Annotated in this window: 19 protein-coding genes and 1 pseudogene; 12 read left to right on the top strand and 8 right to left on the bottom strand. The window is 57.9% G+C overall.

Annotated elements, in window-relative coordinates; all coding sequences use genetic code 11:
* Positions 1 to 81: 81 nt before the first annotated feature.
* On the bottom strand, positions 82 to 1,623 hold the full coding sequence (gene dnaB / locus KYK14_RS04660; RefSeq protein ID WP_243900256.1) for a replicative DNA helicase: 1,542 nt from the start codon (positions 1,621 to 1,623) through the stop codon (positions 82 to 84).
* Positions 1,624 to 2,064: 441 nt separating this feature from the next.
* Here dnaB and KYK14_RS04655 point away from each other — a divergent pair, with 441 nt between their 5' ends.
* The gene (locus tag KYK14_RS04655; protein ID WP_219157352.1) at positions 2,065 to 3,453 is read left to right on the top strand and encodes a UDP-N-acetylmuramate--L-alanine ligase; all 1,389 of its coding nucleotides are present in this window, start codon (positions 2,065 to 2,067) and stop codon (positions 3,451 to 3,453) included.
* Positions 3,454 to 3,799: 346 nt separating this feature from the next.
* Here KYK14_RS04655 and KYK14_RS04650 read toward each other — a convergent pair whose 3' ends face one another.
* Together KYK14_RS04650 and KYK14_RS04645 are read right to left on the bottom strand one after the other, a co-directional pair.
* Complete coding sequence (locus tag KYK14_RS04650) at positions 3,800 to 4,492, bottom strand: DUF421 domain-containing protein (protein ID WP_219157349.1); 693 nt, start codon at positions 4,490 to 4,492, stop codon at positions 3,800 to 3,802.
* A gap of 6 nt (positions 4,493 to 4,498) precedes the next feature.
* Positions 4,499 to 5,218, bottom strand: coding sequence for a YetF domain-containing protein (locus KYK14_RS04645; RefSeq protein WP_208306964.1), 720 nt, complete (start codon positions 5,216 to 5,218; stop codon positions 4,499 to 4,501).
* Between the two features lie 335 nt (positions 5,219 to 5,553).
* Here KYK14_RS04645 and KYK14_RS04640 point away from each other — a divergent pair, with 335 nt between their 5' ends.
* The 3 genes and pseudogenes from KYK14_RS04640 (at position 5,554) to KYK14_RS04630 (ending at position 9,184) form a co-directional block, all read left to right on the top strand.
* Positions 5,554 to 5,982, top strand: a complete 429-nt coding sequence (locus KYK14_RS04640; protein ID WP_219157346.1) for a hypothetical protein — start codon at positions 5,554 to 5,556, stop codon at positions 5,980 to 5,982.
* Positions 5,983 to 6,170: 188 nt separating this feature from the next.
* Positions 6,171 to 6,914, top strand: a pseudogene (locus tag KYK14_RS04635) (cyanophycinase); the annotation flags it as partial.
* A gap of 53 nt (positions 6,915 to 6,967) precedes the next feature.
* The gene (locus KYK14_RS04630) at positions 6,968 to 9,184 is read left to right on the top strand and encodes a bifunctional alpha,alpha-trehalose-phosphate synthase (UDP-forming)/trehalose-phosphatase (RefSeq protein ID WP_219157343.1); all 2,217 of its coding nucleotides are present in this window, start codon (positions 6,968 to 6,970) and stop codon (positions 9,182 to 9,184) included.
* 129 nt (positions 9,185 to 9,313) lie between these two features.
* On the opposite strand, the gene KYK14_RS04625 is transcribed toward KYK14_RS04630, so the two are convergent.
* Positions 9,314 to 10,225, bottom strand: coding sequence for an LEA/WHy family protein (locus KYK14_RS04625; RefSeq protein WP_219157341.1), 912 nt, complete (start codon positions 10,223 to 10,225; stop codon positions 9,314 to 9,316).
* Between the two features lie 551 nt (positions 10,226 to 10,776).
* Here KYK14_RS04625 and KYK14_RS04620 point away from each other — a divergent pair.
* Positions 10,777 to 13,449 carry an MGH1-like glycoside hydrolase domain-containing protein gene (locus KYK14_RS04620; RefSeq protein WP_219157338.1) on the top strand — a complete coding sequence of 891 codons (2,673 nt, stop codon included), beginning with the start codon at positions 10,777 to 10,779 and terminating at the stop codon, positions 13,447 to 13,449.
* Between the two features lie 13 nt (positions 13,450 to 13,462).
* On the opposite strand, the gene KYK14_RS04615 is transcribed toward KYK14_RS04620, so the two are convergent.
* Both KYK14_RS04615 and KYK14_RS04610 read right to left on the bottom strand, forming a co-directional pair.
* A complete protein-coding gene (locus KYK14_RS04615; protein ID WP_219157335.1) occupies positions 13,463 to 13,639 on the bottom strand; it encodes a hypothetical protein in 177 nt (58 codons plus the stop codon).
* Between the two features lie 523 nt (positions 13,640 to 14,162).
* The gene (locus KYK14_RS04610; RefSeq protein WP_185284096.1) at positions 14,163 to 14,375 is read right to left on the bottom strand and encodes a hypothetical protein; all 213 of its coding nucleotides are present in this window, start codon (positions 14,373 to 14,375) and stop codon (positions 14,163 to 14,165) included.
* A 965-nt stretch (positions 14,376 to 15,340) separates the two neighbouring features.
* Between KYK14_RS04610 and KYK14_RS04605 the strand changes: the two genes are divergently transcribed.
* The 5 genes from KYK14_RS04605 to KYK14_RS04585 all read left to right on the top strand — a co-directional run bounded on the left by KYK14_RS04605 (position 15,341) and on the right by KYK14_RS04585 (position 20,092).
* Positions 15,341 to 16,321, top strand: a complete 981-nt coding sequence (locus KYK14_RS04605) for an aspartate carbamoyltransferase catalytic subunit (RefSeq protein WP_185284098.1) — start codon at positions 15,341 to 15,343, stop codon at positions 16,319 to 16,321.
* A 79-nt stretch (positions 16,322 to 16,400) separates the two neighbouring features.
* Positions 16,401 to 17,678, top strand: a complete 1,278-nt coding sequence (locus KYK14_RS04600; protein WP_219157331.1) for a dihydroorotase — start codon at positions 16,401 to 16,403, stop codon at positions 17,676 to 17,678.
* A gap of 74 nt (positions 17,679 to 17,752) precedes the next feature.
* Positions 17,753 to 18,253 (top strand): hypothetical protein, encoded by a 501-nt coding sequence (locus KYK14_RS04595; RefSeq protein WP_219157328.1) that lies wholly within the window; start codon positions 17,753 to 17,755, stop codon positions 18,251 to 18,253.
* Between the two features lie 79 nt (positions 18,254 to 18,332).
* Positions 18,333 to 18,845, top strand: coding sequence for a 5-(carboxyamino)imidazole ribonucleotide mutase (purE, locus tag KYK14_RS04590; RefSeq protein ID WP_219157326.1), 513 nt, complete (start codon positions 18,333 to 18,335; stop codon positions 18,843 to 18,845).
* Positions 18,846 to 18,868: 23 nt separating this feature from the next.
* Positions 18,869 to 20,092, top strand: coding sequence for a 5-(carboxyamino)imidazole ribonucleotide synthase (locus KYK14_RS04585; RefSeq protein ID WP_219157323.1), 1,224 nt, complete (start codon positions 18,869 to 18,871; stop codon positions 20,090 to 20,092).
* 363 nt (positions 20,093 to 20,455) lie between these two features.
* Here the strand turns inward: KYK14_RS04585 and KYK14_RS04580 are convergent, their stop codons facing one another.
* Together KYK14_RS04580 and KYK14_RS04575 are read right to left on the bottom strand one after the other, a co-directional pair.
* Complete coding sequence (locus tag KYK14_RS04580) at positions 20,456 to 21,040, bottom strand: hypothetical protein (RefSeq protein WP_185284102.1); 585 nt, start codon at positions 21,038 to 21,040, stop codon at positions 20,456 to 20,458.
* A 17-nt stretch (positions 21,041 to 21,057) separates the two neighbouring features.
* Positions 21,058 to 21,894, bottom strand: a complete 837-nt coding sequence (locus tag KYK14_RS04575) for a M48 family metallopeptidase (protein ID WP_343217055.1) — start codon at positions 21,892 to 21,894, stop codon at positions 21,058 to 21,060.
* A gap of 240 nt (positions 21,895 to 22,134) precedes the next feature.
* Between KYK14_RS04575 and KYK14_RS04570 the strand changes: the two genes are divergently transcribed.
* Both KYK14_RS04570 and KYK14_RS04565 read left to right on the top strand, forming a co-directional pair.
* A complete protein-coding gene (locus tag KYK14_RS04570) occupies positions 22,135 to 22,749 on the top strand; it encodes a fumarylacetoacetate hydrolase family protein (RefSeq protein ID WP_219157384.1) in 615 nt (204 codons plus the stop codon).
* A gap of 268 nt (positions 22,750 to 23,017) precedes the next feature.
* Positions 23,018 to 25,051: a M23 family metallopeptidase gene (locus KYK14_RS04565; RefSeq protein WP_219157320.1), complete on the top strand. Its 2,034-nt coding sequence runs from the start codon at positions 23,018 to 23,020 to the stop codon at positions 25,049 to 25,051.
* Positions 25,052 to 25,107 lie beyond the last annotated feature (56 nt).

Genomic DNA, 25,107 nt, shown 5'->3' with positions numbered 1-25,107 from the left:
TCCGGCAATTACTATCCGGCGTCAGCACGCGAGATTTCTCCCGCTGGTCGAAATGACGTTCTTTTCTTGCTCTTATTGTTTTTAAAACGGCGGGTCTTCGTTGCCGAAGTTGCTGCGGGGGAAGGCCTGCGGAGGCGGCGTGTCGTTGTTGATGCGCGAGCCCAGGCGAATGGTATTCGGAGCGAAGGCACTGGGGTCTTCGTCGAAGGTGCTGGTGGGGAAGGCGCCGGGATTGTAATCGCCGCCACCCTCGAAGCCGCCTACCCCGTCCAGGTCGGCAAACTTGGTGAAGCGACCGATAAACTTGAGCTGCACCGTTTCTAGGGAGCCGTTCCGGTGCTTGGCAATAATCACCTCGCCCATGCCCTGGGTAGGGTTGCCCATTTCGTCTTCCGTAATCTTGTAGTATTCCGGACGATACAGGAACACCACCATGTCGGCGTCCTGCTCGATAGAACCAGATTCACGCAGGTCACTCAGCTGCGGTTTCTTGTCGCCGCCGCGGGTTTCTACGGAGCGTGAGAGCTGCGACAGCGCCAGCACGGGCACGTTCAGCTCTTTGGCTATTCCCTTGAGTGCCCGCGAGATAGAGGCAATTTCCTGTTCGCGGTTGCCGGCACCCTTACCCCCATCCGAATTACCCGTCATCAACTGCAAGTAGTCGATGATGATCATCTGGATGTCGTGGTGGGCCTTGAGGCGGCGGCACTTGGTGCGCAGCTCGCGGATGCTGAGCGCAGGCGTGTCGTCGATAAAAATCGGCGCCGACGACAGCGAGGAAATTTTGTGGTTGAGCTGCGCCCACTCGTAGTCGGCCAGGTTGCCCTTTTTGATCTTCTCCGAATCCAGCTCCGCCTCCGCCGAAATCAGACGATTTACGAGCTGAATGGACGACATTTCCAGCGAGAAAATGGCCACCGGCTTTTTGTGGTCCACGGCCGCGTTGCGCATGGCTGACACCACAAAAGCTGTTTTGCCCATGCCGGGGCGGGCGGCAATAATCACTAAGTCAGAGGGTTGCCAACCGCTGGTCACGCGGTCCAGGGCCGAGAAGCCGGAGGGTACGCCGGTGAGGCCGTCCTTCTGGTTTTTCTTTTCCTCCAGCTCTTTGATGGCCTTGCCCATCAAGGAGCGCATGTCGTCGAAGTTCTTGCGGATGTTGGATTCCGACACCTCAAACAGCGCCTGCTCGGTGGCATCCAGCAGGTTGAACACGTCGGTGGTGTCCTCGAACGCGTCGCGGTGGATTTCGCTGGCAATGCGGATCAGCTCGCGCTTGATGGCGTTTTCGGTGATGATGCGGGCGTGATACTCAATGTTGGCCGCCGAGTTCACCTTGAAAGTAAGGTTGGCCACGTAGTGCGTGCCGCCGGCCATTTCCAGCTCGCCCAGCTCTTTTAGCTCTTGGTTGACGGTGAGCAGGTCAATCGGCTCCGACTTATCGAACAAACTCAGAATCGCCTTGAAAATGCTCTGGTGCCGGTCGTCGTAGAAGCTCTGGGGCTTCAGAATATCGATAACGGTGGTGAGGGCGTCCTTTTCCAGCATGAGCGCGCCGAGCACGGCCGCCTCCAGCTCGCGGGCCTGGGGGGGCAATTTGCCGGCGGGCGCAGCCATCGACATAGCCGGCGGGCGGCTGGTCCAGGCGGCTTTGGCCCGCGAGGCCGATTGTTTCAGGCGGTCATCCATCCGGTCATTCATTGGGTTGAGGGAAATACAAGGTAAGCAGAACTGGAGTAGCAGCCGGCGACTGCACCAAAAAATGTTCAGTCGGCCGTGCCCGGCGCACACCCGGCCAGGCCGGGCAAAAGGGGTACAAAACTAACGGCTAACGCGAAGAAAACACGTGTGGGAAATACAGTTTCTTTTACTATGTTACATGGTGTGTGTCGACCAGACAGCAGGACCATTTGCCTGTTTGGGTAGGTAGGCAACAGCACGCCACGCCTACCCACTCAATAACCGGCCGGCTCTGGCTGCGTCCCTCCCTAACCTCTACCCCGGCTGGTATGTTCTATCTGCCTACCTTTGCCGCCCATTCGCTTGCATCGTTTCGCTTACTCAATGCCCGCTACCCCTTCCTCTTTTCAGCGCCTTCATCTGATTGCTACCGGCGGCAGCATCATGCACAATCTGGCCCTGGCCCTGCGCCAGCGCGGCACCCACGTCACGGGCTCCGACGACGAGATATTTGAGCCCGCCAAAAGTCGCCTGCAAGCTGCCGGGCTGCTGCCGGCCGAAGAAGGCTGGTTCCCGGAGAAAATCACCGCCGACCTCGACGCCGTGATTGTGGGAATGCACGCCCGTCCCGACAACCCCGAGCTGCTGCGCGCTCAGGAGTTGGGCCTGCGCGTGTATTCGTTTCCGGAGTTCATCTACGAGGCCAGCAAGGACAAGCAGCGCATCGTGATTGGCGGCTCGCACGGCAAAACCAGCATTACTTCGCTGATTCTGCACGTATTGCGCTACCACCAGCGCAAGTTCGACTACGCGGTAGGTGCCCAGCTGGCGGGCTTCGATCTGATGGTGCAGCTGACGGAAGATGCGCCCATTATCATCATTGAGGGCGACGAGTACCTGTCGTCGCCCATCGACCGGCGGCCAAAGTTCCACCTCTATCAGCATCACATCGGCGTGATTTCCGGCATCAGCTGGGACCACATCAATGTGTTTCCGACGGAGGAAATCTACCGCGAGCAGTTCCGAATCTTCGCGGAGATGACGCCCAAAGCCGGCACCCTCATCTACGACCAGGACGACGAGCAGGTGCAACTCGTGACCGTGCCTACCTCCCCCGACGTGAAGTACGTGGGCTATGGCCCACACGAGCACATGCTGCGCGACGGCAAAACCTACCTCCTCACCAAGCGCGATGAGCAGGTGCCTGTGCAGGTATTTGGCGCCCACAACCTGCGCAACATTTCGGCGGCCAAGGAGGTGTGCAAACAGCTGGGCATCAAAGGCAAGGATTTTTACGAAGCCATTGCGACTTTCAAAGGCGCCGCACGCCGCCTGGAGCTGGTGCGCGAGGGCCAAGACTCAGTAGTGTACAAGGACTTTGCGCACTCGCCCAGCAAGCTGAAGGCCACGGCCACAGCCCTGAAACAGCAGTTTCCGAAGCGCCGCTTGGTGGCCTGCCTGGAGTTGCACACGTTCAGTTCGCTCAACCCGGCCTTCCTACCCCAATACGCCCACACCTTCGATGCGCCCGACGTGGCGGTGGTCTACTTCAACCCGCACGTGCTGGAACACAAGCGCCTACCCGCCCTACCCCCCGAGGCCGTGCAACAGGCCTTCCAACGCCCCAATTTGCAGGTATTCACCGATAGCAAGGCCCTGGCCGAGTTCCTGCATCAGCAAAACTGGCAGGATACCAACCTGCTGATGATGACCTCCGGCACGTTTGACGGGCTGGATTTGGCAGTGCTGGCAACAGAGGTGGTTGATAAATAACCACAAGTGTGGGTGTGGCAGAACGCAGGCTTTATTACAGCGGTTTTGCAGTCGGTGTGCAGGTTGCGCTGGCGTGACCCCGCCCCCAGCCCCTCCCCTCCGGGAGAGGGGTGCCAGACGAAGCTGATAGCCACTAGCTGTTAGCAAATAGCTCCATTAGAACGCACCCCTCTCCCGGAGGGGAGGGGCTGGGGGCGGGGTCACGCCAGCGGGTACACAGTCTGCAAAAACCGCTGTAGTAGTACACACTACTGCTCCCGTTTTTCTATTTGCTACCACCCCTCGTGCCAGCACCTTAAACGGCGGAACTAAGGGGAATCTAGAGCCCGCCGTGCCTGGTCGCCTCCTACCCCAGCACGGCGGGCTGCCACTCCTGCTCGCCGCAGCGTGTGCACTGGTGGGTAGGCACCTGTGCATCGGACTCCAGGTGGCCGCAGCTGCCGCAGGCAAACTGGCCCTCGGCTTTCCGCTGCTCGTCCCGGAAAGCCGTGTCTTCTGTTGGCAGAATGGACAGGCCGGGCTGCGGCTCCGTGAACATTAGAATAGAGAAATCTCCGCTGGCCTCCTGGTAGGCCCGCTGCACCATACCCAGGTTACGAACACTTCCCTGCCGCAGCTTGGCCAGCATTTGCTCCCGTGACAACACGCTAGCCTGTAGCCCGTTTAGTTGCAAACGGCCATCCTGTACCAGAATCCGCACATCGTCTAGCACGACACTCTCAAACTTCTTGCTGCGGAGCGCCCACCACGCAATCAGACGTTGGTAGCCTACGATGATGGCCGCCACTACTACCACCGGCACCAGTCCCCGGTCGGGCGCCATGAGGGCAACGCCATTGGCAGCCGCCAACGACACCATGGCCACCATCTCGTTGCGGGTGAGCACCGAGCCCATGCGGGTACCCATCAAGCGCATACAGGCCAACAGGAGCAGGTAGATGAATACCACACGCAGAACGGCCTCGAGGTAGAAGCTGATTGGCACTTCGCCCACCAGGATGCGGAGCCAATCGGTGAGGTGAATGTCTTCTGGCTTCATAGTAGATCAGAGCTTACATACACCATTTGCCCAGTGCTGATGCCCACAGTGGGGGCACTGCCATGGTTTGTGGTCGGCTGCCTCGGGGTGGCCGCACTGCTGGCACACCTTCACGGTGTGGTCTGCGGGTTCGGCCTCCCGAATGGCCGGGTCTTTCTCGGGTAGGAGCGACAGCCCAGGGCGGGGAGGTTCCTGCGGGTAGATGCTGAACTTGCCATTGGCCTCCAGGTACACCCGCTTCACCTGCCCAAGCTGCTGCATATGGGCGGCGCGCAGGTAAGAAAACAACTGCTGCCGCGAGAGCCGGACACGGTGCATGGCTTGCAGGTTCAGCACCCCATCGGCTACGATGATGTGCAGGTTGCCCTGGGTCAGCTGCTCGACGCGCCGAAACCGGTAGGCCAGCCAGTTGATGCCCCGGTACATGCCCACCATGCACGATAGCACCAGTATACCGTGCAGCAGGCCCCGGTTAGGCACCTGCATGGGCACCGACACGATGCCGCCCAGCATAATCATCACCGATAGCTCGGCCACGGAGAGCTGCGCGTTCATGCGCTTACCCAACACGCGCATGGCCAGCACCAGCACCACGTAGATGATAAGCGTGCGCACGACCACTTCCAACAGAAACTCAAACGGGGCTTGCCCCAGCAGAATTCGTTGCCAATCCGTTATCTGTATCTCCTCTTTCTTCATATTCTGCGTGAGGCTCTGCTCTTCCATCGCCAGCCGGCAAGGGCGCTACCGCCGCTGCATCAGCGTACTGGCTCAGGTACTAGTGCAGTCCCCAATAACTATACTTTAATCACCAACGCTTTACTGCTTGGCGCGTCTAATAGTTATAGCCAAGCGTTTGCCTAAAGGAGTATTTCGCAGAAAACACTTACTAAGCAATCCTCTTTTTATCAATATTTTAAGACAATTTCCACTGTGCGCACTAGGTACAAACTCGGAGTATACCAGAGAATGCGTCTCGGAAGAATCCGTATTTTCTGTACCGCTGTATCTAGGTAGGCGCCGTTATACAGAGCATGTTACTATCCCGTCCTACCCTCGCTATGAATCCCGAACTCATGTTTGCCGATGTAGTGGTAGTACCACCCCACCCGGCTCTCCGCTTTGCTATTGGCTGCTCGCCAAGTATTCCTACCTACCCTGAGCTGGTACTGGAGGACGGCACGGGCGTGGTGGCCAGCTGGGTGGTGTCTCAACCACTACAGCAGGTAGCCAAGCACCCTGTCTTACTTTGGCGGTTAGCTACTGAGGATTCTACTCCTTCTTTACGGTCCCTGGAAACAGGTTCAGTCCAAGTGGTATTGGCTACCGCTGGCACTAGTGCCAGTCTGCGCACCCAGCTAGCACGCGGCATGCTCCACCTCACCTTTGGCGGGTGGCGTGCTCCCTTCTGGGGTAGGCCCACCGACCGAAAGCATTGGTATTCGTTGAAGAAAATACGCGTTTTCCCTGTTCCAAATCCGTGTTTTTGACGTCTCCTGCTGGCTTTTCGCACCGTACAACAAGCTGAGTCCGTCCTTATGGCACCCCGTATCGAAGGGCTGGGATGTGGCTGGATACCACGCCGCTGTTGTCGTCCCCAACTGTTAGTGTGCACGCTCCTACCCGCTACAGCGGGTAGGAGTGTGTTTGCTGCCTACCTTTTCCTTGCCTTCCATTCATGTCTACCCATACCCCACGACCAAAGGGCCGCCTACTGGCTATTGGCGGCCACGAACAGCGCCACAAGGCCGATGAGCAGGCGCCGGACCACGATACATCGGCCGATTTTATTTTGCAGCGCTTTGTGGATGAGCTGCACGGCTCCCGCACCATCGTGGTTATCCCCACGGCGGCCGAAGACGCTGCCGCCGCTGCTCAGGACTACGTAGAGGTGTTTTCCTCGCTGGGAATTGAGCAAGTAGAAGTGCTCGACATCCAGAGCCGCGAGCAGGCCAACAGCCCCGAGGCGCTGGAGATTATCAATCGGGCCGACGGCGTGCTGTTCACCGGCGGCGACCAGCTGCGCCTCACGGCCCTGCTTGGTGGCACCAAGCTGCTGCACTGCCTCACCGAGCGCTACCTCCACGAGCCTCTTCTCATTGCCGGCACCAGCGCCGGGGCCACGGCCATGAGCACGCCCATGATTTACCAGGGACGCAACGATGCCGGGTTTGTCAAGGACGAAATTCATGTCACCACGGGTCTGCAACTGCTGCGCGATGTGGCCATCGACACCCACTTTATTGCCCGTGGCCGCATGGTGCGTATGGCCCAGATTATTGCTACCAATCCCGGCTGCATTGGGCTGGGACTGGAAGAAGATACGGCGGTGCTGATAAGCAAAGGCCGCGAGGTGGAGGTTATCGGCAATGGCATGGTGGTGGTGCTCGATGGCCACCACTGCACCGGCAACACCATCCCTGACATTGCGCCCGGCGAGGTCTTCTCTCCTACCCTGCCTATCGCTTTCGACCGATGTCTAGAACCATTATTATTTCCAACCGCCTACCCACCAAAGTACAGCGCGCGGCCACGGGCCTCACGTTTCAGCCCAGCGAAGGCGGGCTGGCCACGGGCCTGGGCTCCATCTACCGGGCCAAGGGCAACGTGTGGGTAGGCTGGCCCGGCCTCTCCGTAGATGACCCCGCCGAGCAGGACCACGTACGTGAGCAGCTGAGCGCCGACAGCATGGCCCCGGTGTTTCTGACTGAAGCCGAAATCCGGGATTTCTACGAGGGCTTCAGCAACTCCACGCTCTGGCCTACCTTCCACTACTTCCCGCAGTATGCCACCTACGAGCAGGCGCACTGGGACGCCTACGTGGCCGTGAACGAGAAATTCTGTCAGGCCGTACTGGCGCTGGCCGGCCCCGACGACACCATCTGGGTGCACGACTACCAGCTACTGCTGCTACCCGAAATGCTACGCCGCGAGCGGCCGGAGGCTACTATTGGCTTCTTCCTGCACATTCCGTTTCCCTCCTACGAGCTGCTGCGGGCCCTACCCTGGGGCACCGAGCTAGTGCGCGGCATGTTGGGCGCCGACCTCATCGGTTTCCACACCTTCGACTACATGCACCACTTCCTGAGCGCGGTGTCGCATCTGCTGGGGCTGCCTAACCACAATGGGCAGGTGGAAATGCCCGACCGCCCGGTGCTGGTCGATGCCTTTCCGATGGGCATTGACTACCAACGCTACGCCGACGCGGCCGTTTCGGAGGCCGCGCAGCAGCACGAGCAGGCGTACCGGCAGGCGCTAGGCGATGCGAAAGTGGTGCTGTCCATCGACCGGCTCGACTACTCTAAGGGAATTGCGCAGCGCCTGCACGCCTTCGAGGCGCTGCTGGTGCGCTACCCCGAGTGGCGCGAGCGGGTGAATTTGCTGATGGTGGTGGTGCCCTCCCGCGACCAAGTGCCGCAATACGCTGCCCTCAAGGAAGAAATCGACGAGCTGGTGGGGCGCATCAATGCACAGTACCGCACCATCAGCTGGAATCCCATTCACTACTTCTACCGCTCGTTTCCCTTTGAGGAGCTATCGGCCTTATACCGTTTGGCCGATGTGGCCCTGGTGACACCTGTGCGCGACGGCATGAACCTGGTCGCCAAGGAGTTCATTGCCAGCAAAGCCGATCAGCGCGGGGTGCTTGTTCTGAGCGAGCGGGCCGGGGCGGCGCAGGAGCTGGCCGAGGCGTTGCTCATCAACCCGACCAACACCAACCAAGTGGTGGAAGCCCTGCGCGAAGCCCTGCACCTACCCGACGAGGAGCAACAGACCCGCATGGCGGCCATGCAGCAGCTAGTGCGGCAGTACGATGTATTTGCTTGGACGCGGCTATTTATGGACCGACTGACCTATAGCAAAATCAAACAGCACACCCTAGCCACCGATGTGCTCGATGCCCATGCCCAAAGCCAGCTGCGCCACGACTACCAAGTGGCCGAACGGCGCCTACTACTATTGGACTACGATGGCACGCTGGTGCGCTTCCAACACAATCCGCAGCAGGCCCGCCCCGACCAAGAACTACTGGAGCTGCTGGGCAACCTGGCAGCCGATGCGCGCAACCAGATAGTCGTTATCAGCGGGCGCGACCGGGCGACGCTGGACGACTGGCTGGGGCACCTGCCCATCGATTTTATTGCCGAGCACGGCGTGTGGCTGCGCCGGGCTGGCAGCAGGTGGCACTTGTTTCAGGAAGGTCTGCGCGCCGAGTGGAAGCGCGATATTCGGCCTATTCTGGAGCAGTATGTGGGCCGTACGCCGGGCGCCTTCATCGAAGAAAAAGACTACTCCTTGGTGTGGCACTACCGCCGCGCTGATGCCGGACTGGGCGCCCTGCGTGCCCGCGACCTGCTAAACCACCTCGCTTTTATGACGTCTAACACCGATTTGCACGTACTGGAAGGCAAGAAGGTGCTCGAAATCAAGAACGCTGGCATCCACAAAGGCACGGCCGCTGCTCAGTGGCTCGGACCCAAGCCCCCGCCTTTCGTGCTGGCCCTAGGCGACGACCGCACCGACGAGGACACCTTTGCGGCCCTACCTCCAGAAGCGTATACCCTGAAGGTAGGCCCCACGCCTCGCTCGCTGGCCCGCTATGCCGTGGCCAACGTGGCTACCGTGCGCCAGCTGCTAGGTAGCCTGCTGCAACCAGAGGTAGTAGACATGCAAACGGCTGTCAAGGTCTAGTGCTGTGCTTTTTGTATTCAGGTAGAACTTCTGCCCTTTCTGCACTCGCTCGGCTGTGCTAGCCCCAGCAGCTCTGCTGCGGGCGGCGGCATTATGTTAGACCGACTTCGTGCAGGTGCCGTTCGGCTTTCACTTTTCCTTATTGGCTTTGGCCAGCTCCTTCAGGTCCTTCACGGTGCCGGTGCTGTTGAAGCGCATGGTAGCGTCGCGGGCGCTGGCCTCGCCGGCCGCCACAGTGGCGGTGCCTGTGAGTTTATAGTTGGTTTTCTTGGCCTTGAATAGAGACTTGAACAGCACCTTCGGCATCGACTTGGTGTCGAACCGAACGTGAATGGGCAGTAGCTCGATGCCCTTTTTGCGAAACGTAACGCTCTTGGTTTCCTGGCCCTTCACGTCGAGGTCGTCTTCTATCTGGAAACGATAATTTACCTGCTTGACCGTGAATGGGAGGGATTCGTAATTCGTCACGCGCAGGTTTACCACTGCTTCGCCGTTTTTTAGGCCTAGCTTGGTCACGTCTACATCGGCTACCTCAATCTTAGGCAGTTTAGGAATGTATACGCGCTTGCGCACATCTACCGGAATCTGCTGAGGACCCACGCCAGGCAAATCGGCGTAGAGCACGGTGTGCATGTGCACCGTTACGCAGTCGCGCTGCGCTTCTTTGGCTTTACGGGTTAGTTCAGACAAATTCAACTCCAGCGGAAGCTCCAGGCGGTTGGTGGCATTTTTTTGAACCACAAGCGGTTGGCTTTTGTGGCCCTGCGCCAGTTGCTTCCCATCTACGCGGGTCACGTAGCGCAGGCTGTCGATGCGAAGCGTGAGGGGCGCATGGTTATGCAGCTGCACCACCATTTGGCCCTTGATTTTTTCGCGGGTGACGTTGCTGATATTGAGCGTCGGCTGCTCTAGGGTAGGCAGCAAGTCCTTGCCTTTATCAGTGGCGAAGTAGGCAACAACGCCGCCTACCAACAGCACCCCAACCAACACAAGGAGGCCAGTGAGCACCGGGTGACGACGGGCAGCAGAAGAGGTGGCCATAGGAAAAGAAAGGGATACGGAAACGCGAGAGTAGGCCCGATCAATCGATGGCGAGCGATGGAGAAGGCCTCTTGTAGTTGCCGGGCCTTGCACCTACTGGTTATACGCCCTGGCCTTTGTAGGCCACCATCCAGAAAATACGTAATTCGATCTGGCTAAATAGGGATTTTACACTAAGTGTTTTTCTCGTTGGCCCCAGCCTCATGGGTTGCCGGCCGTGCAACGCAGCATGCCGTAGCCCTTCCCGCCCGTAGCGCGGCGTCGGCCAGCCTCGACGAGGGCAGAAAAAGTACTTATACGGCTCAGCTCGCCGAAAACTCAGCTTTTAGAGCCCGCGTATGACCAGGGCGCCCGCTGTATATTCATGCCTGCTATACCTCTCTTCACCTGAAGTCTGATACGTGCTACGGCGTACTACTTTCCTTCTTTCTTGTATTGATGCGACTGCCTGGCCAGTGAACTATCACTGGTCAAAGTCGTGAATTCGGTACTGCCTGTCGGGTGCCAAGTTGGTATGCTGACTACGCGCACCCGTTGCGCCTTCTTATTCTATGAGCCCAGAACATCTACGATTAGCGGAAGATCACGCCGAAACAGCCGCCTGGAAGAAATTCGGGCCCTACCTAACGGAGCGACAATGGGGCACTGTGCGCGAAGACTACTCGTCTGACGGCAATGCCTGGAACTACATCACTCACGATATGGCCCGCCGCTACGCCTACCGTTGGGGCGAGGAAGGCATTGGCGGCGTTAGCGACGCGCGGCAGCTACTGTGCCTGGGCGTAGGCCTCTGGAACGGTCAGGATGAGATGCTGAAGGAGCGCCTGTTTGGCCTCACCAACGGCGAGGGCAACCACGGCGAGGATGTGAAGGAGCTGTACTATTATCTCGACAGCACTCCTACCCACTCCTACATGCGGATGCTGTATAAGTATCCGCAGCAGGCGTTTCCGTATGCACAGTTGCGTGCGCACAACGCGCAACGCACGCGGCAGGAGCCCGAATATGAACTGCTTGACACGGGCATCTTCGACGAAAGTCGCTACTTCGATGTGTTCATTGAATACGCCAAGGCGGGGCCAGAAGACCTGCTGCTGCAACTAACGGTGCATAACCGAGGCCCCGAAACGGCTAATTTGCACGTGTTGCCTCAGGCGTGGTTTCGGAACACCTGGGCCTTTGAGCACTACCGTCCCCGCCCGCAGCTACGCAGTACAGGGCCGGGTACCGTGCACCTAACGCACCCGGAGCTAGGGGAGTATCAGCTCTACTGTGACCAGACCCCGGCGCTGCTTTTTTGCGATAACGACACCAATGGCGTCCGCCTCTATAACAGGCCCGAGGAAGGAAAATTCTACAAGGACGGCATCAACGATTACTTGGTAGAGGGTAGGCAGGAGGCCATCAACACGGCGCAATACGGCACCAAAGTAGCGGCCCACTACCAGCTGACTGTAGCCGCTGGCCAGGCGCAGACCGTGCGGGTACGCCTGCGTAAAACGCCCCTACCGGCTCCGTTTGCTGATTTCGATCAGGTAGTCGCCCAGCGCCGGCAGGAGGCCGATGCGTTCTACGCCACCCTACAACAGGGCATGGCCGACCCCGATGCCCGCAACGTGCAGCGACAGGCCTTTGCCGGCATGCTCTGGAGCAAGCAGTTCTACTACTACGACCTGAACCAGTGGCTCGACGGTGACCCCAAGTTTGTGGCGCCCCCGAGCGAGCGGCGCACGGGCCGCAATAATAACTGGCGCCACCTCTACAACGCCGACATCATCTCCATGCCCGACAAGTGGGAGTACCCCTGGTACGCGGCCTGGGATTTGGCTTTCCATTGCATCCCGCTGGCCATGGTCGATGCCGAGTTTGCCAAGCAACAGCTGCGCCTGCTCACCCGCGACTGGTACATGCACCCCAACGGCCAGCTGCCCGCCTACGAGTGGAACCTCTCCGATGCCAACCCACCCGTGCACGCCTGGGCTACCTGGCGCGTGTACCAGATGGATCAGTTGCAGCGGAACGGCCATGGCGACACCGTCTTTCTGGAGGCTATGTTTCATAAGCTCAACCTGAATTTCTCGTGGTGGGTGAACCGGAAAGACCGCAACGGCCGCAACATCTTCGAGGGCGGCTTTTTGGGGCTCGATAACATCGGCGTGTTCGACCGCTCGGCGCCCCTACCCACTGGCGGCCACATCGAGCAGAGCGACGGCACCAGCTGGATGGCGATGTACGCACTGAATCTGATGCGCATTGCCCTGGAGCTGGCCCTCACCAACCCCGTGTACCAGGAAATGGCCAGCAAGTTTTTCGAGCATTTCCTCTACATCGTGGAAGCCATGACCAAAGGGGGCGACGGGCAGTTCAACCTCTGGGACGAGGAAGACAGCTTTTATTACGACGTGCTGCACACCCCCGACGGCGTGCGTACCAAGCTAAAAGTACGCTCCATTGTGGGGCTGATTCCGCTGTTTGCCGTGGAAGTACTCGATGATACGTTGCTCAGCGCCCTACCCGAATTTGCGCAGCGTTTGCGCTGGCTGCTCCACAACCGTCCGCACCTGGCCGAGCTAGTGTCGCACTGGCAGGTGCCGGGCCAGGGCGCGCGGCATCGGCTGTCGTTGCTGCGCAGCCACCGCCTCCGGTGTTTGCTCACCCGCATGCTGGATGAGCAGGAATTTCTGTCGGAGTTTGGCATTCGGGCGTTGTCGCGTTACCACCAAGAGCAGCCCTACTACTTTCCCACGGCCGAGGCCAACTTCACTGTAGCCTATTTACCCGGCGAGTCGGATTCGGATATGTTTGGCGGCAACTCCAACTGGCGCGGCCCCATCTGGTTTCCGATTAATTATCTCCTTATTGAGTCACTGCAACGCTTCTACGCCTACTACGGCGATGCTTTCCAGGTGGAATACCCAACGGGCTCCGGCCACCACTGCACCCTGCAAGAAATTGCCAACGCCCTCACAGAACGCCTGAACAAACTGTTTTTGCAGGATGCTACAGGGCGTCGGCCATCTTTTGGGGCCAACGAGCGGATGCAATACGACCCACACTTCCGCGACTACCCCCTATTCTACGAATACTTCCATGGCGACGACGGACGCGGCCTGGGTGCCAGCCACCAAACCGGCTGGACCGGGTTGCTGGCCTGCCTACTCACTTCCCAGAGTCTGACGCGCATTTCTGCCGAGCAGGATGCCAAAGCCGGTGCCGTTCCCTAAAGCACCCGCTGCATCATCCCGCGGCCACCAGAATCTCCAGGCTCACGAAGCGCCCATCCTGAAACGAATACACGAGCTGGCTGCCCGCGGGCCCTACTACTAATTGGTCGTCGGGCTGCACGGTGAGTGTGGCGTTACCCTGCTCCGAGCCTTGGAGCTGGTACTGTATGCGAAGGGTTTGGCCAAGCAAAGTCTGTAGGTTAGCTAAGTCACTCATAAAATCGTACAGTTTTCGAAGGTTAATGTCTGCGATACATTCTGGATACGCACAGCGGTGCGTGGGTAGTGGCCGTTTGGGCTCGGCGGGTAGGGTAGGCTGCAGCTGGCCTCACTAGCTGCTACACACTTTCTACGTAAGCTGTTAGCAGAGGATGGATGCAATTTTTTCGCAAATCAATCTTTGCTCTGAAACTAATGGCGGTACGCGCATTCCTCCAACCGAAAAAATCGGGCGTCGCACGTACGTCGCTCCTCTAAGAGCACCGCCAGCAAGGGCTATTGCAACTAGTGGTTACTAAGCGAATGCCGTAGCCAAGGCTTCGATACTGTAAAAGGACGATGAATTAGCAATTTTCAATCTCTTAGCGGAATCTACTAGTCTACGCGCGCCCTACCCCCGGTAGCCACATTCTGGCGGCTTGAGGCACCAGGTGGAAAAACAAAAAGCTCCGTTTATCAACGGAGCTTCAGGAATGCACTATGGTTGCGCGGGGCTAGCGAACAAAGAAGCCTTTGGCAAGCCACGCCTCAACGTTCTGCGACCGAACAAAGCGCGTTTCCACATGACCCCAGGCGTCTACCTGATACATGACAGTTTTACCCGCTTCACGGGCGTGGAGTGCTGCCAGGTGTTCTGCCGAAGAAAGAGGTGTGCTTGGCGATTCAACGGGCTTGCGTACCCGGGCGCGTTTAGTGGAGTCAGACATATCAGGACAACAGGAGCGTTACGAAAAGGTTCGTGTGTGGCAACGAGTATCTACCGACTTTCGCTCAACATAGTTGATTATAGCACGCTTTTTTTTAGAGCGCTTCGGGTTTCTGGGGTAAGCCTTGGCCGTGTTTTAAACAAATAACCATCTGAAATCAAGAAGATTATATGTTTATTTTACAATCTATCAAGTCCGCAGAGAGGTTTGTAGTTTGTGGCACCAGCAGGGTAGGCCTACTAAAAATACCATCAGGCCACCGCCTCCGCACTGAGAATTTGATTTCTCCAACGAGGATTTACAAGATGCCCTGAGCCTTGATTTGGATGCGCTTTTTGCTTTTCGACAGGAGCTCTACCCTAAGCCATGCGTCTACCCCCAAGACCCAACTTACAGCTGAAGGAATAGAGGCACCAAATCAGCCCGAAACGCTTCCGCGTAGCCTAGTAAGCCAGAGGTTTTTTGCTCGTTTTTCCTCAATGCGTACGTTTGCCTCAACAGAAATTCTTGCTTAACATGCTTAAAGAATACGTAACAATACCGTAGCTTTGCATCGTGCTTCAACCAAAAAACTTGATGATGAAGCGCGGGGCCCTGCTCGGCGGGGAGCCGCGAGTAGGCCGCAAGGTCTTCGCCACCGTTGGTTTTCCCGATTTTGCTTCTGGTATTTCCGTTGTTTTTTCTGGGTGTTGCGCCGCCACCGTTTCGGATTTCGAAACGGTTTTTTTATGCCCAGTGCGTTCGTCGGCTGTCGCCCCGCCACCAATTTGTAGGGCATACCTTAAACGCTCCTACCCCCTACCCTACCCCCCTGAACACCAACACGCTCGCCCCCAACCGTGGTTGCTGCCGCTAATGCCTCAGCCCACACGCGAGTAGGTGGCTGCTCCATCATGGGTAGTAGCAGATAAGACTTCACCTTGTTCCTTTTTAGTTAGACAACCTCACTTTTCCTCAACTCCGGTATGGCACGTAAAGACCTGCTCGACATCGCATCCCTTCACCGTGAGGAAATCGAGTTTTTGCTCGACCAATCCACGTCCTTTAAAAAATTGTTCACCCAATCGGTGAAGAAAATTCCTGCCCTCGATGGCAAGTCCGTGCTCATGCTATTCTATGAGGCCAGCACCCGGACGCACTCCTCCTTCGAGGTGGCCGCCAAACGCCTCTCGGCGGAGGTAACGAATTTCAACGTCGACCACTCCTCTATCACCAAAGGCGAGTCGGTGCGCGAGACAATCGAGACGCTCCAGGCCATGCGCACCGACTACATCGTCGTCCGCCACAGTCACCCCGGCCTACCCGGCATGATTGCCCGCCAAACCACAGCCTCAGTTATCAACGCCGGCGACGGGGCGCACGAGCACCCCACCCAGGCCCTGCTGGACGCCTTCACCATTCGGGAAAAATTCTCCGACCCTCGGGGCAAAAAAGTCCTCATTATCGGCGATATCCTCCACTCCCGCGTTGCGCGCTCTACCAGCACCCTGCTGCAAAAGCTGGGCGTCGAAGTCGCTTACCTGGGCCCAGGCTCGCTGGTACCCAAATACGGCCCGGCAACCATCCCCCGCTTCACCGACTATGAAACGGCCATGGCCTGGGCGCCCGATGTGGTGTACCTGCTTCGCGTGCAGATGGAGCGCCAGGACGTGCAATTCTTCCCCAGCGTCCGCGAATACCACCGGGTTTACGGCATCACCACTGCCCGGCTGGCCGAAATCCGCGACCGGGGCCTCTACATCATGCACCCCGGCCCCGTGAACCGCGGGGTCGAGCTGTGCGACGCCGTGATGGATTACGAGCGCAGCCTCATCACCAACCAGGTCGAAAACGGCATCTCCATCCGCATGGCTGTGCTCGACTGGCTCACGCCGGGCGGAGAATTTCCGCGGCAGGAGTCGTATGCTGCGCAGCAGCGGGCTAGCTCGAAGCTAGTTATGCCCTAACCGCCAGACGCAACAGCTGACGCCACTTTTTAATGTACATCTTCAACAACCCTAGCCGGTTTACAGAAATTATCACTTCATGCTTCTCCTTCAAAACGCCCGCATCGCCTCCGAAAATTCACCTGTGCTGCTCGAGGGCGATGTCCTGATTGTCGAAGGAAAAATTCAGGACATCGGCAGCAACCTAGCCATTCCCGAGGGCGTGCGTGTCATCGACGCACGCGGCCGGGTGCTTATGCCAGGTATGTTTGATGCGCACGTTCATTTTCGCGCCCCAGGGTTTGAGAACAAGGAAACCATTACTACGGGAAGCGAGGCGGCCATCAATGGCGGTATTACCGGCGTGGTAATGATGCCGAACACCCGCCCGGCCATCGACTCAGCGACAGTAGTAGCCACTGTGCTGGAAAATGCCAAGCACCGGTCGCGCATTCCGGTGTACACCTCCGGCTGCGTCACCAAGAACCGCGAGGGTAAGGAACTGGCTGAAATTGAAGGTATGCACAGACTCGGGGTAACCATGCTCACCGACGACGGAGACACCACCAACGACCCGGCAGTACTGTTGCGGGCCATGCAGTACGCCACCGAGTTTGGGATGTTTTTCGCCAGCCACTGCGAAGTACCCGAACTAGCCGGGCCGCGTGCCCTCAACGAAGGGGTGATGAGCTACCGGCTCGGCATCAAGGGCTCGCCGGCGTGCGCAGAGGAAATCATCATCGACCGCGACATTCGCCTGGCCCGGGCGGCGGGCGCGCACGTGCACATCCAGCACGTGTCGAGCAAGCTGGGTATGGAAACCATCCGCTGGTGGAAATCGCGTGGCGATGTGAAGGTGACGGCCGAAGTGGCCCCGCACCACCTGCTGTTCACCGATGAGCACATCGGCGACTACGACACCAACTACAAGATGAACCCGCCGCTACGCACGCAGGCGGATTGCGATGCCCTACTCGAAGGGCTCATCGAGGGCGTCTTCGATCTGATTGCCACAGACCACGCGCCGCACACGCCGTTTGAAAAAGCCCAGGATTTCATCAGCGCGCCCAACGGCATCACCGGCCTGGAAACGGCACTGGTGTCGCTGTATCACTTCTTCGTGCGGCCCGAAAAATTTGGGTGGGACCTGGTAGTGAAGCGCTATTCGGCGGAGCCGCGCCGTCTGATGGGCCTGTCGGTACCCACTATCGAAGTCGGCCAGGAAGCCAACTGCGTCCTGTTCGATACCGAAGCAGAAACGACCTTCACGCAGGAATTCATGAAGTCCAAATCTCAGAACACGCCCTTCATCGACCAGACGTTGAAAGGCCGAGTAGACCTGGTGATTTTGGGGACGGAAATTCTACTGGAGCGCTGATAAGTAGAACGTCATGCTTGATCTGGCGTCCGCTTGTCGAAGCATCTCTACCGCGCAAGTAGAATTTGACAGCAATGACAACGGATAAAAAAGAAATATTTGAAGTGCTGAAAGCTGCTCTTTCCGGCGCCTATTACACGGAATTCAAGTACTATATCACCGCCTTCGAGTGCGAGCTATTCAATGATAATCTTGCTATCAGCGTCTACCTTGTCTTCAGCGAAATTGAGCTAGCAGATAAGACTGAATGGAATAAATGGGTGCATTCTTCGCCGTTCAACATTGAAAACAACAATGGGCCGGAAGAACCCGCCAGAGTTTTTCTAATGGGTCTATTAACACAGGCTCAAATTCAGAATGTAGCGGAAGAGCATGAAGGCACTCTGATAATTGCTTTTCAAAACGAGCTGAAAGTGAGATTAATAGGCAAGACTGAAATCGAAGACATTTCTTGGACTATGCAGTTCAGAAATTCCGATGGCAAACCAATCGGAGACTGCACTTGCTCGTTCAACAAACTGTTTCTGGATGCCAGCGAAGAATTGATAGACAAGCTTAATTTGACAGGCTATTAATTTGTAAATGTGGATTGGCTGCCCCAACGAAGCGGTAGAGATGCTTCGACAAGCTTAGCACGACGACCAAATAATTTTGATGAATACACCTTCCTCCTCCAATACTCCCAAACCCTTGATCGGTGTGGTGATGGGTTCCAGCAGCGACTGGGACACCATGCAGCATGCCGTACAGATTCTCACGCAGTTTGGCGTGGCCCACGAAGCGCGTGTAGTATCGGCCCACCGCATGCCCGACGACCTGTTTGCCTACGCCGAACAAGCTGGCCCGCGCGGTTTGCAGGCCATTATTGCCGGCGCAGGGGGAGCTGCCCACCTGCCGGGCATGCTAGCCGCTAAAACTACAGTGCCTGTGCTGGGGGTGCCGGTGGCCAGTCGGCATTTGCAGGGGGTAGACTCGCTGCACAGCATCGTGCAAATGCCCAAAGGCATACCCGTGGCCACGTTTGCCATTGGTACTGCCGGGGCGGCCAATGCCGCGCTATTCGCGGTTAGCCTGCTGGCCCTGCACGACCCGGACTTGGCGACCAAGCTACAGGCGTTTCGCGCCGACCAAACCGAAGCCGCTCGTGCTATGACGTTGCCAGTATGAGCGAGGGAACTGATATGACAACCATGCCTCCTGTTTTTCCAGGCAGCGTAGACGCTGCGGGCCAGCGGGCTACCCTAGGTGTGCTGGGAGGTGGCCAACTGGGCCGGATGTTTGTGCACGCCGCCCAGCGCCTGGGCTACTTCACCGCCGTGCTGGAGCCCGACGCGCAAAGCCCGGCCGGGCTGGTGAGTCACCACCACATCCAGACTGGCTATGACGACCCGACCGGCCTAGCGCAGTTGGCGCAGCTGTGCCAGGCCATCACCACCGAGTTTGAAAACGTGCCGGCCCAGGCCCTGCAAACGCTGGCGCAGACCCGCCCCGTGGCGCCGAGTGCGGCCGTGGTGGCCATTGCCCAAAACCGCATTGAGGAAAAGGCCCACTTCGCGGCCTGCGCTGACCTTTCGGGGGTGACCTGTGCGCCCTATGCAGTAATTGAAACGCCAGCCCAGCTACAAGCCGTCCAGAACGACCGGGCAGATTTGCTGCCCGGCATCCTGAAAACGGCGCGCATGGGCTACGACGGCAAAGGCCAGGTCCGCGTTAAGACCGCCGCTGAATTGGCTGCTGCCTGGGCGGAGCTGGGCAGCGTGGCCTGCGTGCTGGAAAAGATGCTGCCACTCACCGCCGAGTGTTCGGTGCTGGTGGCGCGCGGCTGGGATGGACAGGTCGTTAGCTTCGCCCCGCAGCGCAACGTGCACGTCGACGGCATTTTGGCCGTGACCCATGCCTACGAAGGCAACATGCCACCTGCCCTGGCCGATAAGGCCTGCGAGGCGGCCGTTTCCATCGCGCATCATCTCGGTTATGTCGGGGTGCTGTGCGTCGAGTTTTTTGTGGTGGAAGACGGCAGCGCGCACGGTGGCTTGGTAGTCAACGAAATGGCCCCACGCCCACACAACAGCGGCCACTATACCATAGACGCCTGCGACGCGTCGCAGTTTGACTTGCAGGTGCATGCTATGGCGAGCTTGCCCTTGCCGCAGCCGCGTCAGCATTCTCCGGCCATTATGCTCAACCTGTTGGGCGACGTGTGGTTTGATGCCAGTGGTCAACTGCGGGAGCCAGATTGGCAATCCGTGCTGAGTTTGCCGGGTACGCACCTGCACCTGTATGGCAAGTCGGAAGCGCGTGTAGGCCGCAAGATGGGCCACCTGACCATCACCGGCCCAGATGTCGCCAGTGTCAAAACTGTGGCGCGCCGTGCTGCCAGTCTGCTCAGCTTGCCGGGGCTAGAAGATATCTAGGCACTATTGTCTGAACTTGACTAAGTCAACCGAAGGCTAGGAGTCTTCTTAACTTTTGTCCATTAGTTTTAGACCACCTCAACGTTTAGCCTACCCGCTTGGCAAGTTGGCAGTAATGAGTATGGACGGAGTCTGCTCAGAAAGCCAAAAACGAGTCACCTCTTATCGAGGTACCGCTTCTAGCGTTGCATTCTCCTATCTACAAAGTGCGGAGCAAGCATGCTAAAAATAACAAGGGTCATCCTTCACTGCGAATAGGATGACCCTTGTTTTACTCTTCTGTCTTCACCTTCCTACCCCTATCTGTTGTAATAAGTAGGGCCAAGGCCGTGAGCGAAAGGCGCAAAATCCATTTCCGACTAATCATTGACGCACAAAGAAGGAGTTGCCGTTCTCCACACGTAAGTCGCAGCGGCCGCCACCGTTATTCTCGGCGCAGCTGGTACCCGTAATCTGACTGTTTTCGAAGTCGAAATAGCAGGTACTACAGCCCACGCTGGTGATGATGTAGCGGGCCGCATTGGAGGTCATATACAAGGAGTTGTCGGAGGATGTTTGCAGCGGAATGGCCATAGCCTGGAACATACCGTTGCGCAGCCCTAACCCTACCACGTAGTACACGGCCTTATCCTTGGGCGTGTCCTGCACCTTTCGGATCGTGACGCGGTCTACCACCGTGCCGTCGCCGAACTGCCGGATGAACTCCGTGGCTAGCTGGGCGCGAGGCACCACGTACTCCACGTTGTCGTCCTTGGTGCTGGCCCAAGCCACCAGCTTACTTTTGGCCTCCGTCCGGCGGCGACGGGCAATATCCTCCTCTGGATTATCGGAAGGAGGCGTGCCAAATTCCGGGAAGCTACGCTTAGAGGTTTCGCAAGCCGGCAGCAGAAGCAAGCTTAGCAGTGCAACACTGACTAGACGTAGCGGCAAACGGAGGAAATGGGGCATAAATATTAGATAGCTAATTAGCGGGCAGTATAGTATTTCTGCGCTTCTGGCAATTCCCGCTGAATAGCCGCGATGCGCGTGCCATTGGAGGGGTGAGTGGACAGAAACTCCGGCGGCGCAGCTTGGTTCTCGCGGGCATCCATGCGCTGCCAGAACGTGATGGCACCTTGTGGGTTATAACCAGCCATCGCCATAAAGATAAGACCCAGATGGTCAGCTTCTGATTCTTGATTGCGCCCGTAGCGTAGAATGCCCAAGCTGGTTGAGAGGCCAAAGGCCTGTGCTGCCAACTGCTGGGCCGCAGGCGAACGGCCCGTGAGTGCCGCGCTAACCAGGCTACCCCCCACTTGTTGGGCCTGCTGCTGGCTCATGCGCTCAGAACCGTGCCGGGCTACGGCGTGGGCAATTTCGTGGCCCATTACTACGGCCAAACCGTTTTCGTCCTGCGTGATGGGTAGGATACCAGTATACACCACCACCTTGCCACCGGGCATACACCAGGCGTTCTGCTGAGAATCGTCCTGAATCAGGTTGAACTCCCACTGATAGCCTGCTAGCTGTTCCGACTGGTTTTGCTGGCGAAAATACTGTTCTACGGCCTGCTGTATACGCTGGCCTACCCGCTTCACCATAGCAGCCTGCGCACCGCTATTGATTACCTTGCTGGTATCCAGTACTTGTCTGTATTGTTGCTGAGCCAGGTTGATTATCTCACTTTCAGGAACTAGACTGAGCTGACGACGACCCGTAATAGGAACCGTTGAGCAGGCGCTCAGCACACAGAGGCTGGCAACCGTTATAAACTTCTTGAGCATCTCGCGAGTGGTTTTGGAGGGAAAGAGAAAAAGGGACAAGCAGAAGTACCTACCCAACCGACCCCAATTAACATCGGAGCGACTAGTACGTATCAGCCTGTGGTGTGCTATACGACAGGCATTGGGTAAAATGTTCTCTTTCCGGGGTAACGAGGCCTTTTTGGGTTGCGCCCCGCGAAATAAGGGCTAATTTTGATGCTTTCCGTTGTGGTTTGCTGGCAGCGCTGGTACTACCGCCGCAGCCACCCGACGCTCTACCTACCAGACTTTTCTACTCGCATGAAAATACTGTGCATCGGCCGCAATTACGCCGACCATATTGCCGAGCTGCAAAACGAAACACCTTCCGAACCCGTCATCTTCGCCAAGCCCGACACGGCCTTGCTCCAACGCGGGATGCCCTTCTTCTACCCCGACTTTTCGCAGGACGTGCACCACGAACTGGAACTGGTGCTGCGCATCAGCAAAAATGGCAAGAACATCGAGGAGAAATTTGCGCATACGTATTACGATGCCATCGGCCTGGGCATCGATTTCACGGCCCGCGACCTGCAAAGCAAGCTCAAAGCCAAGGGCCTACCCTGGGAGCTAGCCAAGGGTTTCGACGGCTCCGCGCCGCTGGGCACGGTGTTCAAACCAGTAGGCGACTTTGCCGATCTGAAAAACATCAACTTCCGGCTGGAAGTGAACGGCGAAGTGCGCCAACGGGGCAACTCCAGCCTGATGCTGCACCCCTTCGACGCCATCATCAGCTACATCTCCCGCTTCATCACCCTGAAAATCGGCGATTTGATTTTCACCGGCACGCCCAGCGGCGTGGGTCCCGTGAAAATCGGCGACCGGCTGGTGGGCTTCATCGAGCAGGAACGCGTGCTGGATGTAGCAGTTAAATAATTTTTTGTGCGGTTGGGAGTTTAAGGGTAAACTAAATTAGGAAGGAGCAAAACTCGTTGCCTGTATAGCTGATACGCTAGCTTGTCATCCTGAGCTTGCGAAGGACCTTATCACGTCAAAACGATCATCGTACAAACGACTCGTGCCCACATAATAAGGTCCTTCGCAAGCTCAGGATGACGGCACAAACAGCGATTTTGCTACCTCTCCCTTTTCAGAAAGCAGAGAAACCAGCTCCCAACTCCCGTCTTCTAGATTTCCTTTCCGAATGCCTACTTCTTTTTCCGGCTGGCGGCTGGGCGCAACGGTGGCTACTCTGCTGCTGACAACGCTGGGCCTGCGACCGGTCCCTTTTGCCGGCGAGGTGCCAGCGCCTGCCGCAGACGCGCCTACCTCGGCCGCACCCGATTCTTCATCGGTGGTGGTACCCAGCCGAATGTTTACGCCTGTAGAAGTGCCCAAAGGGTACTTTCTGTTTCCCATTAAACCCGGCAAGCCCAACTTTCTGGCGGCCAGCATGGGCGAAATTCGCCCCAACCACTTTCACGGCGGCCTCGATATCAAGACTGATGGCCGGGTGGATTTGCCGGTATATTCATCCGCCGATGGCTACATTTCGCGCCTGAAGCAGAGCAGTTTCGGCTACGGCAATGTGCTCTACATCACCCACCCCAACGGGCTGACAACGGTGTACGGTCACCTCAACCGTTTCCTCGGTCCCGTGGCCGACACGCTGCTGCGGCGTCAGTACCAAAAGCAGACCTATGAGCTGGAGCTGTTTTTCGATAAGGACCAGATTCCGGTGAAGCGGGGGCAAATAGTGGCGCTATCAGGCAATACGGGCGGCTCGGGTGGGCCGCACGTGCACTGGGAGGTGCGCACAGCCAAAGACGAGCAGCTGAATCCCTTGCAGTGGGGCGGCTTCCCCGAGATTCAGGACCACGTGCCGCCTACCCTGCTTTCCTTCGCCGTGGAGCCGCTTAGCATTGATGCCCGCGTGCAAAGCCTGTTTGAAAAGCGTGTGTTCTTACCGAAATCGCCTACCCCCAACGTCCCCTACACCCACCCCGATACCATTCAGGCCTACGGTACGGTAGGACTGCTGCTGCAAGCCGTGGATCGGTTTGATGGGGTGTGGAACAAGTACGGCCTGCAACACGTGGCCGTGACCGTGAACGGCCAGCCCCTGTACGAGCACCGCATCGACGGCGTGCCCTTCACAGAGTCGCGCCAGATTTCCGACCACATCGACTACGATTGGCAAAAAATGACCGGCCGCACGCTGGAAAAGCTATTTGTGGACGACGGCAATACCATTCCGCTCTATACCACCGGCCCCGGCAAGGGCACGCTGCGGGTGGAAGACGGGCAGCTTTACACCGTGGAAATCCGCATGCGCGACTCCTACGGCAACACCACGCCCGTGTCGTTTGTGCTGCGCGGGCAGCAGCCGGCTTACTTCAAAACCCGCTCGGCGGCCGTGAAACAGCCCAGCCTGCGCTACGATATCACCCGGAATATCCTGAAAGTACTGGTAGCCGACCCCGACACTGCCACTCAGGTAGGCAACCTCACGCTCACGCGCGGTGCCCGGCGCTTGCAACTGCGCCCCAGCTACGTGCAGCAAAGCCAAAACGTATACCTCTACGACCTGCGCGCCGGCCTTCCCGATTCCCTACTATTTGGGAAAGTGCACCGTGCCTTTAACCGGCAAGCCCTGGTGCCCAGCGGCCGCGACTGGACCTTCGCCGATGCCCACTTGAACCTGGCGTTTGCCCCGCGCACGCTGTTCGACACACTGTATCTACAGACCAGCTACCAACCGCTGGCCGGCGGCACCTACACCGTGCAAAACCTGCGCACGCCCCTGCTGCAAGCCCTGCGCCTGACCTTGAAACCGGAGCAGGAAGTAACTGACAAAGCCCGCTCGGCGGTATACATGATCAACTCCAAAGGCGGCAAGATCTACCAGGGCGGCAAGTGGGCTGGCAACCAAATCACCACGCCCATCAAGACTTTCGGCATGTTTCGGGTGCTCACGGATACCATTGCCCCCTCGGCGCGGGTAATACGCAACACACCGGCCGGCCTCACCTTCGTGGTAGGCGACAACCTCTCGGGCCTGAGCAGCTACCGCTTACTGGTGAACGGGCAATGGCGCCTGTTGCGCTACGAGTACAAAAACGCTACCCTGTTTACGGTGAAGGAAGATACTCTTGGTCCGCCCTTGCACGGCGTCGCTGAGCTGCACTTGGAAGACCAGGCCGGCAACAAAAAAGTGATTCCGGTGAAGCTGAAATAAGGCCTTCGGCCGACTCTTTCGCAGCATCGCCCGTAGAAAGAGCTTCTTTTGACCTC

It is taken from the genome of Hymenobacter profundi, assembly GCF_019334315.1.
GTDB lineage: Bacteria > Bacteroidota > Bacteroidia > Cytophagales > Hymenobacteraceae > Hymenobacter > Hymenobacter profundi.
Note: the sequence above shows the minus strand (reverse complement) of the source record. Positions and strands in the feature narration are given on the sequence as shown.

What these genes read in the sequence shown, in the direction of transcription:
- KYK14_RS04565 (WP_219157320.1), top strand. Translation starts at nt 23,018, where the DNA reads ATGCCTACTTCTTTTTCCGGCTGGCGGCTGGGCGCAACGGTGGCTACT.
- KYK14_RS04595 (WP_219157328.1), top strand. Translation starts at nt 17,753, where the DNA reads ATGACAACGGATAAAAAAGAAATATTTGAAGTGCTGAAAGCTGCTCTT.
- KYK14_RS04610 (WP_185284096.1), bottom strand. Translation starts at nt 14,375, where the DNA reads ATGTCTGACTCCACTAAACGCGCCCGGGTACGCAAGCCCGTTGAATCG.
- KYK14_RS04620 (WP_219157338.1), top strand. Translation starts at nt 10,777, where the DNA reads ATGAGCCCAGAACATCTACGATTAGCGGAAGATCACGCCGAAACAGCC.
- KYK14_RS04585 (WP_219157323.1), top strand. Translation starts at nt 18,869, where the DNA reads ATGCCTCCTGTTTTTCCAGGCAGCGTAGACGCTGCGGGCCAGCGGGCT.
- KYK14_RS04625 (WP_219157341.1), bottom strand. Translation starts at nt 10,225, where the DNA reads ATGGCCACCTCTTCTGCTGCCCGTCGTCACCCGGTGCTCACTGGCCTC.
- KYK14_RS04655 (WP_219157352.1), top strand. Translation starts at nt 2,065, where the DNA reads ATGCCCGCTACCCCTTCCTCTTTTCAGCGCCTTCATCTGATTGCTACC.
- KYK14_RS04570 (WP_219157384.1), top strand. Translation starts at nt 22,135, where the DNA reads ATGAAAATACTGTGCATCGGCCGCAATTACGCCGACCATATTGCCGAG.
- KYK14_RS04580 (WP_185284102.1), bottom strand. Translation starts at nt 21,040, where the DNA reads ATGCCCCATTTCCTCCGTTTGCCGCTACGTCTAGTCAGTGTTGCACTG.
- KYK14_RS04630 (WP_219157343.1), top strand. Translation starts at nt 6,968, where the DNA reads ATGTCTAGAACCATTATTATTTCCAACCGCCTACCCACCAAAGTACAG.
- KYK14_RS04600 (WP_219157331.1), top strand. Translation starts at nt 16,401, where the DNA reads ATGCTTCTCCTTCAAAACGCCCGCATCGCCTCCGAAAATTCACCTGTG.
- KYK14_RS04605 (WP_185284098.1), top strand. Translation starts at nt 15,341, where the DNA reads ATGGCACGTAAAGACCTGCTCGACATCGCATCCCTTCACCGTGAGGAA.
- dnaB (WP_243900256.1), bottom strand. Translation starts at nt 1,623, where the DNA reads ATGTCGATGGCTGCGCCCGCCGGCAAATTGCCCCCCCAGGCCCGCGAG.
- KYK14_RS04640 (WP_219157346.1), top strand. Translation starts at nt 5,554, where the DNA reads ATGAATCCCGAACTCATGTTTGCCGATGTAGTGGTAGTACCACCCCAC.
- KYK14_RS04650 (WP_219157349.1), bottom strand. Translation starts at nt 4,492, where the DNA reads ATGAAGCCAGAAGACATTCACCTCACCGATTGGCTCCGCATCCTGGTG.
- KYK14_RS04645 (WP_208306964.1), bottom strand. Translation starts at nt 5,218, where the DNA reads ATGGAAGAGCAGAGCCTCACGCAGAATATGAAGAAAGAGGAGATACAG.
- purE (WP_219157326.1), top strand. Translation starts at nt 18,333, where the DNA reads ATGAATACACCTTCCTCCTCCAATACTCCCAAACCCTTGATCGGTGTG.